The sequence below is a fragment of the Pseudomonas sp. LS.1a genome, assembly GCF_022533585.1.
Classification (GTDB): domain Bacteria; phylum Pseudomonadota; class Gammaproteobacteria; order Pseudomonadales; family Pseudomonadaceae; genus Aquipseudomonas.
Window position 1 is genome coordinate 5,286,272 of record NZ_CP092827.1, and the last position, 12,276, is coordinate 5,298,547.

Here is a 12,276-nt window from a genome sequence, read left to right on the forward strand (position 1 = left end):
CCTGACAGGAATGTATTGCAGCAGCCGACGCATTCGCGGGTGAACCCGCTCCTACAGGTACGGTGCAGAGCTTACAAGCGGCGCACTACCTGTGGGAGCGGGTTTACCCGCGAAGAAGGCGACGCGGTATCAGATCAGGGTACCGGTGCCTGTCGGTGCCGACGGCGGGTTGCTGGCCGGAGCCGCGGTTGGTGCAGGAGCTGCGCTAGCGACCGGAGCGGCGCTGGCCGCTGGGGCTGCCGGCTTGGCGGCTGCCGGTTTCGCCGGTGCTTTCTTCACCGCAGGTTTCTTGGCTGCCGCAGGCTTGGCCGCTGCCGGTTTCGCCGCTGGTTTGGCTGCTACAGGTTTGGCAGCCGCCTTGGTGGCAGGTTTTGCCGCAGCAGTTTTGGCTGCCGGCTTGGCCGCCGCGGTTTTCGCCGCAGGCTTGGCCGCTGCCGTCTTGGCCAGTGGCTTGGCCGCCGCCTTGCTCGCAGCCGGTTTGGCCGCAGCAGTGCGCGACGAAATCGGCGTAACCGAAGCACCGGTCAATTTCTCGATCTGCTTGGTCAGGCTGTCCACCTGCTGGTGCAGGGCCTTGATCTCGTTGCGGCTCGGCACGCCAAGGCGCGAGATGGCGCTGTTCAGGCGTTTGTCGAAGGCCTCTTCGAGTTCGCTCCACTTGCCCAGCGCACGGTCCTTCACGCCCGACACACGCGAAGTGGTCGACGACTTGGCGGTTTCCGCCACGTCTTCAGCGGTCTTCTTCGCCTGCTTCTCGGCCTTCTCGCCATCCTTCACCAGCGAGTCGAACAGCTTCGGGCCGTCCTGGTCGATCTTCGAATAGATACCCAGCCCTGCCAGCCAGATCTTGCGGGAGTACTTCTCGATCCCGCCGACCCAGGAGCTGCCTTCTTTCTCGGAATTCTTCTTGCCAGCCATCCTGCTCTCCTTATGGTTTGTGCGCGACGCGCTCGAGCAGCTCGTGCAGCTGTTCAAGCTTGATGGACAACGCCTCAACGTCATGTTTAGACGGAATGCCCAGGCGATTCAAGGCGCGACCGACCCGCGCGTCGAAAGCTTTTTCGATCTTGTCCAGTTGAACTTCGACCTTGCCACGTACGCGGCTGACCTCCTGGGTCGCTTCGTCGATCTGATTGTTGGCAGCATCGAGCTCTTTGTCGATGCGCTTCTTGCCACGCTTCTCGACGCCTTCGCCGGCCTTGACCAGCTCATTGAAGTAGTCGGAGCCTTCCTGGCCCACGCGCGCATAGGCGCCGATGCCCGCCAGCCAGATCTTGCGCGCGTAGCCGCGCACCTCGCCCAGCGTGCCCGGGGCGTCGTCCTTTTTCTTCACTGTCACTTTGGCCATGCTCTGTACCTCATGCTCATGAGTGGAGGAGGAACCGCCCATGGAGGTTGGGCTTGAGCACAAGGTAGAGAGGGAAATTAGAATCTTCACCCTAAGGTGAACGAGCATGGCCCCGGGGAGGGATCAGGCCAGGGCTTTGTCCAGCGCCCGCTCGATCTCGCCCTTGATGGTGCCGCTCATCATCGACAGCATCATGCCCAGCTTCAATTCGACGCGGATGCGGTCATCGAAGATGTGCACGCTGCCGTTGGCACCGCTGCGCGCCACGTCGACCCGGTCACCGTTCCAGGTGGCCTTGAGGTCGTATTCGCGAGTCAGTTTGTCGACCAGCGCTTCGGCCTTGGCACGGGCGGCATCACGGCCGAGGGAATGTTTGCGTTCGACGCTGATCTGGGTCATGCGGGTGTTCCTGAAGGTGAAGACATAATGGGCATTATGCCCGCCCCTGCCCACTGGCACACCCCGCCAAGACAAATCCGCCCGTTCGCCCTAGAATGGCGGTAATTTTTTCCGGTGAAGCGATATGAACGACCAGCGCAAAGGCGACCACGCCGAACCCACCACCCATTTCGGTTACCAGGACGTCCCTGAAAGCCAGAAGGCGAAGAAAGTCGCCGAGGTGTTCCACTCGGTGGCGGCCAAGTACGACCTGATGAACGACGTGCTTTCCGGCGGCATGCACCGCCTGTGGAAGCGCTTCACCATCGAGCTGTCGGGCGTACGCGCCGGCAACCGGGTACTGGACATTGCCGGCGGTACCGGCGACCTGGCCGCCAAGTTCTCGCGGCTGGTCGGCCCGACCGGTCAGGTCGTGCTGGCCGACATCAACGAGTCGATGCTCAAGGTCGGCCGTGACCGCCTGCTCGACCGTGGCGTGGCCGGCAACATCGAGTTCGTCCAGGCCGACGCCGAGAAGCTGCCATTCCCGGACAACCACTTCGACTGCGTGACCATTGCCTTCGGCCTGCGCAACGTCACCCACAAGGACGAAGCCATCCGCTCGATGCTGCGCGTGCTCAAGCCGGGCGGTCGCCTGCTGGTGCTGGAGTTCTCCAAGCCGACCAACAAGCTGATGTCCAAGGCCTACGACGCCTACTCGTTCGCCTTCATGCCACTGGCCGGCAAGCTGATCACCAACGATTCGGAAAGCTACCGTTACCTCGCCGAATCGATCCGCATGCACCCCGATCAGGAAACCCTGAAAGCCATGATGGTCGAGGCCGGTTTCGACCGTGTCACCTACCACAACATGACCAGCGGCATCGTCGCCGTGCACCGGGGGATCAAGCCCTGATGCTGCTGGCCGGGCTGCTCGCCAGCGTCGAACATGGCCTGAACCGGGTCCTGCGCATGGACAGCACGGCCCTGCCGCGGCTGGCCGCGCTGGACGGCAAGGTCATCGAGATCGACTGCCGCCAGCCGGCCCTGCAGGTGTTCATCCTGCCCGATGAACAAGGCTTGATGCTCGCCGGCCATTGGCAAGGCGAGGTCGATTGCAGCCTGCGCGCCCCGGCCGGCAGCCTGGCGCAACTGGCCCTGGCCAAGGACAAGACCGCCGTGCTGCACAGCCCGCAGGTCGAGCTGCATGGCGACAGCGCCGTGCTGCTCGACCTGTTCGGTGTGCTGCAGGACCTGGAGCTTGACTGGGAACACGAGCTGCAACGCTGGCTCGGCCCGGTCGCCACGGCGCTGCTGGCCGGCCACATCCGCCTGCGCGCACGCTGGACCCGCCAGGGCCTGGCGCGCTTCAGCCAGAACCTTTCCGAGTACCTGGCCGAAGAGTCCCGTACCTTGGTTGGCAAGCGCGAAGCCGAAGCCGCCTTCAGCGAGCTCGATGCCCTGAAGCTCGATACAGAACGCCTCGAGGCGCGCCTCAAGCGCCTCTCCCGATCCCTTGATACCAGCGATAACGCATGAAGCTGCTCGCCGTCCGCCGTCTTTTTCGCATCCAGCGTGTGGTGATCCGCTACCGTCTCGATGACCTGCTGTTCGACCTGCCGCTGCCCTGGTGGCTGATGAGCCTGCGCCTGCTGATGCCATGGCGCTGGCTGCCGCGCAAGCCGAACGAGCTCAGCCGTGGCGCGCGCCTGCGCCTGGCCCTGCAGGACCTGGGGCCGATCTTCATCAAGTTCGGCCAGTTGTTGTCCACCCGCCGTGACCTGCTGCCCAACGACATTGCCGATGAGCTGATGTTGCTGCAGGACCGCGTACCGCCGTTCGACCCCAAGCAGGCCGTGGCGCTGATCGAGGCACAGCTGGGCGCCCCGGTGACGCAACTGTTCAGCCGCTTCGACGTCGAGCCGCTGGCCTCGGCCTCGGTGGCCCAGGTGCACGCTGCGCGCCTGAAAAGTGGCGAGGAAGTGGTGGTCAAGGTGGTACGCCCGGGCCTGAAGCCGGTGATCGCCCAGGACCTGGCCTGGCTGTTCCTGATTGCCAAGGCCGCCGAACGCGCTTCGGCCGACGCCCGCCGCCTGCACCCGGTGGAAATCGTCGGCGACTACGAAAAAACCATCTACGACGAGCTCGACCTGCTGCGCGAAGCGGCCAACGCCAGCCAGCTGCGGCGCAACTTCGAAGGCTCCGAGCTGATGTATGTGCCCCAGGTGTACTGGGACCTGTGCCGCCCCAAGGTGCTGGTGATGGAGCGTATCTACGGCGTGCCGGTGACCGACATGGCCACCTTGGCCGACCAGCGCACCGACATGAAGCTGCTGGCCGAACGGGGCGTGGAGGTATTCTTCACCCAGGTGTTCCGCGACAGTTTCTTCCATGCCGACATGCACCCCGGCAACATCTTCGTCAGCACGGTCAAACCGTGGAGCCCGCAGTACATCGCCATCGACTGCGGCATCGTCGGCAGCCTGACCGCCGAGGACCAGGACTACCTGGCGCGCAACCTGATCGCTTTCTTCAAGCGTGACTACCGCCGCGTCGCCCAGTTGCACATCGACTCGGGCTGGGTGCCGGCACACACCAAGGTCAACGAGTTCGAAGCGGCGATCCGCACCGTGTGCGAGCCGATCTTCGAAAAACCGTTAAAGGATATTTCCTTCGGCCAGGTGCTGATGCGCCTGTTCCAGACCGCCCGGCGCTTCAACATGGAAGTGCAGCCGCAACTGGTCCTGCTGCAGAAGACCCTGCTCAACATCGAAGGCCTGGGCCGCCAGCTGTACCCCGACCTGGACCTGTGGAGCACCGCCAAGCCATTCCTCGAGCGCTGGATGCGCGACCGCATGAGCCCCAAGGCCGTGCTCGGCAACATCCACAGCCAGGTCGAGCAACTGCCGCACCTGGCCGACATGGCCCGCGACCTGCTCGAACGCCTGTCGCAACCGCACCTGCACGATCCGCAACTGCCGGAGCGGCGCCGCCAGGGCGACCGCTGGGCGCTGCGCCTGCTCGGCGCCGGCCTGCTCGGCGGAGGCGCGGTCCTGGCCGCTGGCGCCGCCGCAGCCGCCAGCCTGGCTGCCCCTGCCGCCTGGCCGGCCTGGCTGATGCTGGCTGCTGGCCTTTACCTGATCGTGCGCCAATAGCCAGCCGCGCCCATGGCTGGCACACTAGCGCAAAGGGCCCGGCACAGGAGCGGGCCCGCTTTGGAGTCGACGATGAAAGACTGGCTGGACGAGATCAAGTGGAACAGCGAAGGCCTGGTACCGGCGATCGCCCAGGACCACAAGACCGGACGCGTGCTGATGATGGCCTGGATGAACCGCGAATCGCTGGCCCTGACCGCCGCCGAGCAGCGCGCCATCTACTGGTCGCGTTCGCGTGGCAAGCTGTGGCGCAAGGGCGAGGAATCCGGGCATGTGCAGAAGCTGCATGAAATGCGCCTGGACTGCGATGCCGACGTGATCATCCTGATGGTCGAACAACTGGGCCATATCGCCTGCCATACCGGCCGTGAAAGCTGCTTCTACCGCGTCTTCGAGGACGGCCAGTGGAAAACCGTCGACCCGGTCCTGAAAGACCCGGATGCCATCTACAGCGCAGGACACTGACATGAGCGACACCCTCAACCGCCTGGCCGCAGTGCTTGAAGAACGCAAGCAAGCGGCGCCCGACAGCTCCTACGTGGCCAGCCTGTACCACAAGGGCCTGAACAAGATCCTCGAAAAGCTCGGCGAAGAGTCGGTCGAGACGATCATTGCCGCCAAGGATGCTGCAGTCAGCAAGGATTACAGCGATGTCATCTACGAAACCGCCGACCTGTGGTTTCATAGCCTGGTAATGCTCAGCGCGCTGGGCCAGCATCCGCAGGCCGTGCTTGACGAGCTGGAACGCCGTTTCGGGCTTTCCGGGCATGACGAGAAGGCCGCACGCCAGCCTTCGGCCTGACGTATTTTCGGGCGCCTGTGGGAGCGGGCGTGCCCGCGAAGAATGCGACGCGGTGCATGGCACCGGCTACGCCGGTGTTCGCGGGCATGCCCGCTCCCACAGGGGCCGTGTTGCCGGATCGATTTGCTGTACACACATTTTTCAGGAGTACGAAATGGGTATCTTTGACTGGAAACACTGGATCGTCCTGCTGGTAGTCGTGGTCCTGGTGTTCGGCACCAAGAAGCTGAAGAACTTCGGCAGCGACCTGGGCGAGTCGATCAAGGGCTTTCGCAAGGCCATGAGCGATGAAGAGAACAAGCCGGCCGAGCAGACCCCGCCGCCAGCCCAACCCGTTCCACCGGTGCAGAACACTGCCCAGCAGAACCAGGGCCACACCATCGAAGGCCAGGCCCAGCCGGTCCAAGAGCCGCAGCGGAAAGACTGACCCATGTTCGGCATCAGTTTCAGCGAGCTGCTGCTCGTCGGCCTGGTCGCCCTGCTGGTGCTCGGCCCCGAGCGCCTGCCCGGTGCCGCGCGCACGGCAGGCCTGTGGATCGGCCGGCTCAAGCGCAGCTTCAACAGCATCAAGATGGAAGTGGAGCGCGAAATCGGCGCCGACGAAATCCGCCGCCAGCTGCACAACGAGCACATCCTGCAGATGGAAGAGGAAGCCAAGCGCATCCTCAACCCGATGACGCCACCGGCGCAGCCGCCCGTCACCACCGCCACCGTGCAGCCCCCCGCCGGGCTCGAAGCCAGGCCAGCCGAAACAGCTGCCACCCCGGCCACGCCTTCTGAACCGCCTCAACCGCCGCGAGCCCCATGAGCGAGAATCCGGAACACGACCAGCCAATGCCGCTGGTTTCGCACCTCACCGAACTGCGCACTCGCCTGTTGCGCTGCGTTGCCGTCATTTTCCTGATCTTTGCCGGGCTGTTCTCCTTTGCCCAGCAGATCTACACCCTGGTCTCCGCGCCGCTGCGCGAGCACCTGCCGGCCAATGCGACGATGATCGCCACCGACGTGGCCTCGCCGTTCCTCACGCCGTTCAAGCTGACCATGATCGTCTCGCTGTTCCTGGCGATTCCGTTCATCCTCCAGCAGATCTGGGGCTTCATCGCGCCCGGGCTGTACCGCCATGAAAAGCGCATCGCCATTCCACTGCTGGTGTCGAGCATATTCCTGTTCTACGCCGGCATGGCCTTCGCCTATTTCCTGGTGTTCCCGCTGATCTTCGGCTTCTTCGCCAGCGCCACGCCGGAAGGCGTGTCGATGATGACCGACATCGCCAGCTACCTCGACTTCGTGATGACGCTGTTCTTCGCCTTTGGCGTGGCCTTCGAAATCCCGGTGGCGGTGGTGCTGCTGGTATGGATCGGCGTGGTCGACGTGAAGTACCTGAAGAAGATTCGCCCCTACGTGATCATCGGCTGCTTCGTGGTCGGCATGGTCCTTACCCCACCGGACATCTTCTCCCAGACCCTGCTGGCCGTACCCATGTGGCTGCTGTTCGAGATCGGTGTGCTGTGCGGCAGCCTGATTCGCAAGCGCAGCGCCCACGATGAAACCGCCAACGACCACAACGACCAGCCACCAGCGACCCAACCGTGAACCTGTTGCTCCTTGAAGAGGCCGACTTCGTCTCGGCCGACCGCGTCGTTCTCGCTGACCGGCGCTTCACCCACATGCAGGACATCCACCGCGTGGCGGTGGGCGACAACCTGCGCGTGGGCCGTATCAACGGCCTGATGGGCAAGGCCACGGTGCTGCGCCTGGAAAAGCACGAAGCCGAACTGGAAGTCGCCTTTGACCAGCAGCCACCGGCCAAGCTGCCGCTGACCCTTGTGCTCGCCGTACCCCGGCCGAAGATGCTGCGCCGGCTGTTCCAGACCGTGGCCACCCTCGGCGTGTCGCGGCTGATCCTGGTGAACAGCTACAAGGTCGAGAAAAGCTTCTGGCAAACCCCCTTCCTGCACCCGGACAGCATTCGTGAAAATCTCATCCTCGGCCTGGAACAGGCGCGCGACACCGTGCTGCCCGAGGTGATCATCGAGAAGCGCTTCAAGCCCTTCGTCGAAGACCGCCTGCCCGCCATCGCCGCAGGCACCCTGGGCCTGGTCGGCCACCCCGGCCCCTACCCCGCCTGCCCGCGCGCAGTGGAGCAAGCCGTGACCCTGGCCATAGGTCCCGAGGGTGGCTGGATCCCCTATGAGGTCGACCTGCTGGGCAAGGCAGGCCTGGCACCGGTGCAACTGGGCGAGCGTATCCTGCGGGTCGAGACTGCTGTAACGGCGCTGCTTTCGCGCATTTTCTGACGTAAACGCCGCATTTTCGCCCATCAAGTTTCCTTCTCCCTGGCCGATGGCCTTGGCAACACAACAACTATTTGTGCTGCCACGCCGCCAGGGAGTCGTATATGTATCAATGGTTCGCCCAATCGTTGGGCAATGTGAGCGTCAACCGCAAACTGGGGCTGGGCTTCGGCCTGGTGCTGCTGTTGACCCTGGCCATTACTCTGGTCGGCTGGCACGGTATGGACAGCATCATCGAACGTGGCGACAAGCTGGGAAACATCTCGGTCATCCAGCAGTACACCCAGGAACTGCGCATCGCCCGCCAGCATTACCAGCGCCAACGTGACGAAGCCTCGGTGGCTGAGCTTGAAAAAGCCCTGGGCAACCTCGACCGCCAGGTGCAGCTGATGCTCGGACAGATCGAGCAACCCACTGACCGCCAGCGCCTGGAGCAACAACGCGAGGCCGTGCGTACCTACCAGCAGGCGTTCAACGAACTGAAGCAAGCCGGCCAACGCCGCGAAGCCAGCCGTGGCGTGCTGGGCGACAGTGCCGACAAGGCCGCGGAGCTGATCGGCCGGGTACAGCGGGGCCTGCTGCAAGGTGGCGATATCAACCAGTACCAGTACGCAGTGGAAGTCAGCGCCCTGCTCCAGCAGGCACGCTTCCAGGTGCGTGGCTACACCTACAGCAGCAATGCCGATTTCCAGCAAACGGCGCTCAAAGCCATCGACCAGGCTCTGGCCGAACTGCGCGCGCTGCCGGCCAAAGTACCGGCTGAACATGCCGCCAGCCTGGACGATGCCGCCACCGCCCTGGCCGGCTACCGCGATGCGGTCACCCAGTTCGGCAATGCCCAGGTCGCCAGTGAACAGGCCCTGCAGCACATGGCCGAGCAAGGCACGGTACTGCTGCAGACCAGCCAGGCGATGACCATCTCACAAACCGCTGTGCGTGACGCCGGCGCAGCCCAGGCCAAGACCCTGCTCGCCGTGGCCACCGTGCTGGCCCTGGCCCTCAGCCTGCTGGCAGCCTGGGCCATCACCCGGCAGATCATCATCCCGCTGCGCCAGACCTTGCGCGCCGCCGAGCGCGTGGCCAGTGGCGACCTGACTCAAGCGCTGCCGGTACAACGCCGTGACGAACTGGGCCAGTTGCAAGCCAGCATGCAGCGCATGACCCAGGGCCTGCGCGAACTGATCGGCGGCATCGGTGATGGCGTCACGCAGATCGCCAGCGCTGCCGAGGAGCTGTCGGCGGTGACCGAGCAGACCAGCGCCGGGGTCAACAACCAGAAGGTCGAGACTGATCAGGTAGCGACCGCCATGAACCAGATGACCGCTACCGTGCATGAAGTGGCGCGCAATGCCGAGCAGGCCTCGGAAGCCGCGTTGATGGCCGACCAGCAAGCCCGCGAAGGCGACCGTGTGGTGGGCGAAGCGGTGGCGCAGATCGAGCGCCTGGCCGGTGAAGTGGTCAACTCCAGCGAAGCGATGAACCAGCTCAAGGCCGAGAGCGACAAGATCGGCAGCGTGCTCGACGTGATCAAGTCGGTGGCTCAGCAGACCAACCTGCTGGCGCTCAACGCGGCCATTGAAGCGGCCCGTGCCGGCGAGGCCGGGCGTGGCTTTGCCGTGGTGGCCGATGAAGTGCGCAGCCTGGCGCAGCGCACCCAGCAATCGACCGAAGAGATCGAAGAGCTGATTGCCGGCCTGCAAAGCGGCACCCAGCGCGTGGCCAGCGTGATGGACAGCAGCCGCCAGTTGACCGACAGCAGCGTCGAACTGACCCGCCGTGCCGGCAGCTCGCTGGAAACCATCACCCGCACCGTCTCGTCGATCCAGGCGATGAACCAGCAGATTGCCACTGCCGCGGAAGAACAGACAGCCGTGGCCGAGGAGATCAACCGCAGTGTGATGAATGTGCGGGACATTTCTGACCAGACCTCGGCAGCCAGTGAAGAGACGGCCAGCTCCAGCATGGAGTTGGCGCGGTTGGGTACCCATTTGCAGGGGTTGGTGGGGCGGTTCAGGCTCTAGGCTGATGGGTGGGTCGCCTGTGCCGGCCTCTTCGCGGGTAAACCCGCTCCCACAGGTACTGCACAGGTGTTGAGAGCTGTGCAGTACCTGTGGGAGCGGGTTTACCCGCGAAGAGGCCGGCACAGGCAGAATCCTCCCACATGCTGCGGTGAAATTTCCTACCTGATTATCAGGTCAAGTCCTACAACTCCGCTGCCGATTGGCAGAGGTGTGATGCCGGCAATACGCCCGCCTCCCTCTCTCAATCGCACGGAGACCTCCCATGCTCGGCTACCTCAACCGCAAGCTCGGCAACATCAGTGTCGGTGCCAAACTGGCTCTCGGCTTCGCCGTGGTTCTGCTACTTACCCTGGCCACCACCATCAGCGGCTGGCGTGCACTGGATGGCGCTATTGTCCGTTCACAGCAACTCAGCGAAATAGGCCAGATAAACGATCTGACCAAGGACCTGCGCGCAGAGCGCATCACTTACCGCGTGCTGAACGACAACGCCAGCAAGTCACGCATCATCACTATCCTCGATCAACTGAACAGCATGCTTGCCACGCTGCAACAACGCAGCAACGTCGATGAGTCACGGCAGATGCTGACCGACAAACTGGCACTGCTGCAGCGCCTGCGCGATGACTTCAGCGAACTGCAACGCACCGTCGCCAACCGTATCGCCCTGCGCGAGGCCATGCAGGCGCAGGAACAGAAGCTCAACGAGGCGATCGACGAACTGCAGACCCAGGCCTTGCTGGAGATGCCTGCCGACAATCAGCAAGGCGGTGTGCTGAGCCTGATGGATACCCTCAGCCGGCATATCGACGGTGCCAACCAGCAGAGCTTGGTGCCGGCCTACACCTTCACCCCTGTCGAGGACTTCGCCAAGGTCGGCGACAGCGCCCTGGACGCTGCCGATACCAGCCTGGGGCAACTGCTCAAGAGCCTTGCTCCGCTGCGCCTGCCACGCGCCGTCACCGAGCAGCCCGGAATCGAGCTGGCCAAATACCGCACCAGCCTGGACCAGTACCGCCACGCCGCGGTGCAGGTCGAGCAATTGCAGAACAACCTGGAAAAGATGGGCAATGAGTTGCGCGCGGTAAGCCTGGAGCTCGGCAAGCGCAAGGTCGAGCAACGCGACAGCGAAGCCCTGGCTGCCCGCTCGCTGCTGACCAGCGTGGCGCTACTGGCGCTGGCGGTGGGTGTGCTGGCCGCCTGGCTGATCACCCTGCAGATCACCCAACCCTTGCGCCAGACCCTGGCCGTGGCCGCACGCATCGCCAAGGGCGACCTGAGCCAGGTCGAAACGGTGCAGCGGTGCGACGAGATGGGCCAGTTACAGAGGAGCATGCGCGAAATGACCTTGAGCCTGCGCGAGCTGATCGGTGGCATCGACCAAGGCGTCGGGCAACTGTCACAGGCAGCCTCGGAGCTGGCGACCAGCAGCGAGGACACCAAGCTGCGCATCAACCAGCAGCGCGAGGAAACCGACCAGGTGGCAACTGCCATGAACCAGATGAGCGCCACCGTACAGGAAGTGGCGCAGAACGCCGAACAGGCCTCTCTGGCCGCGACAAACGCCGACCAGCAGGCGCAGATGGGCGACCAGGTAGTGGCCGAGGCCATCGGCCGTATCGAACAACTGGCCAGGCAGATGGACCATTGCCTGGCGGCCATGCAGCACCTGGCAGGCGAGAGCCAGCGTATCAGTGGCATCCTCGATGTGATCAAGTCGGTGTCCGAGCAGACCAACCTGCTGGCCCTGAACGCGGCGATCGAAGCGGCACGGGCCGGTGAAGCCGGGCGCGGTTTTGCCGTGGTGGCGGACGAAGTACGTGGGCTGGCGCAGCGCACCTCGACGGCGACCGAGGAAATTGGCCAACTGATCGACAGCCTGCACAACGGGACTGATGAAGTGACACGGTTGCTGGACAGCAGCAAGAGCCTGACTGAACAGAGCGTGGAGCTGAGCCGCAAGGCAGGGCATGCATTGAGCCAGATCACCGATACGGTGTCGAACATCCAGGGCATGAACCAGCAGATTGCCACGGCCAGCGAAGAGCAGAGCGTGGTGGCCGAGCAGATCAACCGCAGCGTGCTGAATGTGCGCGATGTGTCGGATCAGACCAGTGCGGCCAGTGAGCAGACGGCGGCGTCGAGTGGCGAACTGGAGCAGTTGGGGCAACAGTTGCGGGGGATGGTGGGGCGGTTCAACATCTAGACAGGAGTCGCCTCTTCGCGGGTAAACCCGCTCCTACAAGTACCTCGCCGCTCTCAAAGTCGGTGCAGTACC

The 12,276-nt window shown here is 64.0% G+C and carries 14 protein-coding genes and 2 pseudogenes; 13 read left to right on the forward strand and 3 right to left on the reverse strand.

What is annotated here, in order from left to right:
- Nucleotides 1–129: 129 nt before the first annotated feature.
- From MKK04_RS24365 to MKK04_RS24375, 3 genes are all read right to left on the reverse strand, one after another.
- On the reverse strand, nucleotides 130–918 hold the full coding sequence (locus tag MKK04_RS24365; RefSeq protein WP_207828474.1) for a phasin family protein: 789 nt from the start codon (nucleotides 916–918) through the stop codon (nucleotides 130–132).
- Nucleotides 919–928: 10 nt separating this feature from the next.
- The gene (locus MKK04_RS24370; protein WP_023663112.1) at nucleotides 929–1,348 is read right to left on the reverse strand and encodes a phasin family protein; all 420 of its coding nucleotides are present in this window, start codon (nucleotides 1,346–1,348) and stop codon (nucleotides 929–931) included.
- Nucleotides 1,349–1,471: 123 nt separating this feature from the next.
- Nucleotides 1,472–1,747, reverse strand: a complete 276-nt coding sequence (locus MKK04_RS24375) for a polyhydroxyalkanoic acid system family protein (RefSeq protein WP_015272091.1) — start codon at nucleotides 1,745–1,747, stop codon at nucleotides 1,472–1,474.
- 124 nt (nucleotides 1,748–1,871) lie between these two features.
- Here MKK04_RS24375 and ubiE point away from each other — a divergent pair, with 124 nt between their 5' ends.
- The 13 genes and pseudogenes from ubiE (at nucleotide 1,872) to MKK04_RS26790 (ending at nucleotide 12,204) form a co-directional block, all read left to right on the forward strand.
- Nucleotides 1,872–2,642: a bifunctional demethylmenaquinone methyltransferase/2-methoxy-6-polyprenyl-1,4-benzoquinol methylase UbiE gene (gene ubiE, locus MKK04_RS24380; RefSeq protein ID WP_013974541.1), complete on the forward strand. Its 771-nt coding sequence runs from the start codon at nucleotides 1,872–1,874 to the stop codon at nucleotides 2,640–2,642.
- On the forward strand, nucleotides 2,642–3,265 hold the full coding sequence (locus MKK04_RS24385; RefSeq protein ID WP_233687315.1) for a ubiquinone biosynthesis accessory factor UbiJ: 624 nt from the start codon (nucleotides 2,642–2,644) through the stop codon (nucleotides 3,263–3,265). The genes ubiE and MKK04_RS24385 overlap by 1 nt, the downstream gene beginning before the upstream one ends.
- Complete coding sequence (gene ubiB / locus MKK04_RS24390; protein ID WP_233687314.1) at nucleotides 3,262–4,881, forward strand: ubiquinone biosynthesis regulatory protein kinase UbiB; 1,620 nt, start codon at nucleotides 3,262–3,264, stop codon at nucleotides 4,879–4,881. The genes MKK04_RS24385 and ubiB overlap by 4 nt, the downstream gene beginning before the upstream one ends.
- Nucleotides 4,882–4,953: 72 nt before the next feature.
- A complete protein-coding gene (hisI, locus tag MKK04_RS24395) occupies nucleotides 4,954–5,346 on the forward strand; it encodes a phosphoribosyl-AMP cyclohydrolase (protein WP_013974544.1) in 393 nt (130 codons plus the stop codon).
- Between the two features lies 1 nt (nucleotide 5,347).
- The gene (locus MKK04_RS24400; protein WP_207828456.1) at nucleotides 5,348–5,683 is read left to right on the forward strand and encodes a phosphoribosyl-ATP diphosphatase; all 336 of its coding nucleotides are present in this window, start codon (nucleotides 5,348–5,350) and stop codon (nucleotides 5,681–5,683) included.
- Nucleotides 5,684–5,837: 154 nt separating this feature from the next.
- A complete protein-coding gene (locus MKK04_RS24405; RefSeq protein ID WP_003259853.1) occupies nucleotides 5,838–6,110 on the forward strand; it encodes a twin-arginine translocase TatA/TatE family subunit in 273 nt (90 codons plus the stop codon).
- A 3-nt stretch (nucleotides 6,111–6,113) separates the two neighbouring features.
- Nucleotides 6,114–6,491, forward strand: a complete 378-nt coding sequence (gene tatB, locus MKK04_RS24410) for a Sec-independent protein translocase protein TatB (RefSeq protein WP_207828454.1) — start codon at nucleotides 6,114–6,116, stop codon at nucleotides 6,489–6,491.
- On the forward strand, nucleotides 6,488–7,276 hold the full coding sequence (gene tatC, locus MKK04_RS24415; protein ID WP_013974546.1) for a twin-arginine translocase subunit TatC: 789 nt from the start codon (nucleotides 6,488–6,490) through the stop codon (nucleotides 7,274–7,276). Before tatB ends, tatC begins: the two co-directional genes overlap by 4 nt.
- Nucleotides 7,273–7,980, forward strand: coding sequence for a 16S rRNA (uracil(1498)-N(3))-methyltransferase (locus tag MKK04_RS24420; protein ID WP_207828445.1), 708 nt, complete (start codon nucleotides 7,273–7,275; stop codon nucleotides 7,978–7,980). Before tatC ends, MKK04_RS24420 begins: the two co-directional genes overlap by 4 nt.
- A gap of 218 nt (nucleotides 7,981–8,198) precedes the next feature.
- Nucleotides 8,199–9,143 (forward strand): annotated as a pseudogene (locus MKK04_RS26775) (methyl-accepting chemotaxis protein); the annotation flags it as partial.
- A gap of 141 nt (nucleotides 9,144–9,284) precedes the next feature.
- Nucleotides 9,285–9,998: a methyl-accepting chemotaxis protein gene (locus MKK04_RS26780; RefSeq protein WP_428985006.1), complete on the forward strand. Its 714-nt coding sequence runs from the start codon at nucleotides 9,285–9,287 to the stop codon at nucleotides 9,996–9,998.
- Between the two features lie 262 nt (nucleotides 9,999–10,260).
- Nucleotides 10,261–11,349, forward strand: a pseudogene (locus tag MKK04_RS26785) (methyl-accepting chemotaxis protein); the annotation flags it as partial.
- Nucleotides 11,350–11,490: 141 nt separating this feature from the next.
- Nucleotides 11,491–12,204 (forward strand): methyl-accepting chemotaxis protein, encoded by a 714-nt coding sequence (locus MKK04_RS26790; RefSeq protein ID WP_442964574.1) that lies wholly within the window; start codon nucleotides 11,491–11,493, stop codon nucleotides 12,202–12,204.
- Nucleotides 12,205–12,276 lie beyond the last annotated feature (72 nt).

Coding starts and splice junctions, on each gene's coding strand:
- MKK04_RS24365 (WP_207828474.1), bottom strand. CDS start 918: ATGGCTGGCAAGAAGAATTCCGAGAAAGAAGGCAGCTCCTGGGTCGGC.
- MKK04_RS24370 (WP_023663112.1), bottom strand. CDS start 1,348: ATGGCCAAAGTGACAGTGAAGAAAAAGGACGACGCCCCGGGCACGCTG.
- MKK04_RS24375 (WP_015272091.1), bottom strand. CDS start 1,747: ATGACCCAGATCAGCGTCGAACGCAAACATTCCCTCGGCCGTGATGCC.
- ubiE (WP_013974541.1), top strand. CDS start 1,872: ATGAACGACCAGCGCAAAGGCGACCACGCCGAACCCACCACCCATTTC.
- MKK04_RS24385 (WP_233687315.1), top strand. CDS start 2,642: ATGCTGCTGGCCGGGCTGCTCGCCAGCGTCGAACATGGCCTGAACCGG.
- ubiB (WP_233687314.1), top strand. CDS start 3,262: ATGAAGCTGCTCGCCGTCCGCCGTCTTTTTCGCATCCAGCGTGTGGTG.
- hisI (WP_013974544.1), top strand. CDS start 4,954: ATGAAAGACTGGCTGGACGAGATCAAGTGGAACAGCGAAGGCCTGGTA.
- MKK04_RS24400 (WP_207828456.1), top strand. CDS start 5,348: ATGAGCGACACCCTCAACCGCCTGGCCGCAGTGCTTGAAGAACGCAAG.
- MKK04_RS24405 (WP_003259853.1), top strand. CDS start 5,838: ATGGGTATCTTTGACTGGAAACACTGGATCGTCCTGCTGGTAGTCGTG.
- tatB (WP_207828454.1), top strand. CDS start 6,114: ATGTTCGGCATCAGTTTCAGCGAGCTGCTGCTCGTCGGCCTGGTCGCC.
- tatC (WP_013974546.1), top strand. CDS start 6,488: ATGAGCGAGAATCCGGAACACGACCAGCCAATGCCGCTGGTTTCGCAC.
- MKK04_RS26780 (WP_428985006.1), top strand. CDS start 9,285: ATGAACCAGATGACCGCTACCGTGCATGAAGTGGCGCGCAATGCCGAG.
- MKK04_RS26790 (WP_442964574.1), top strand. CDS start 11,491: ATGAACCAGATGAGCGCCACCGTACAGGAAGTGGCGCAGAACGCCGAA.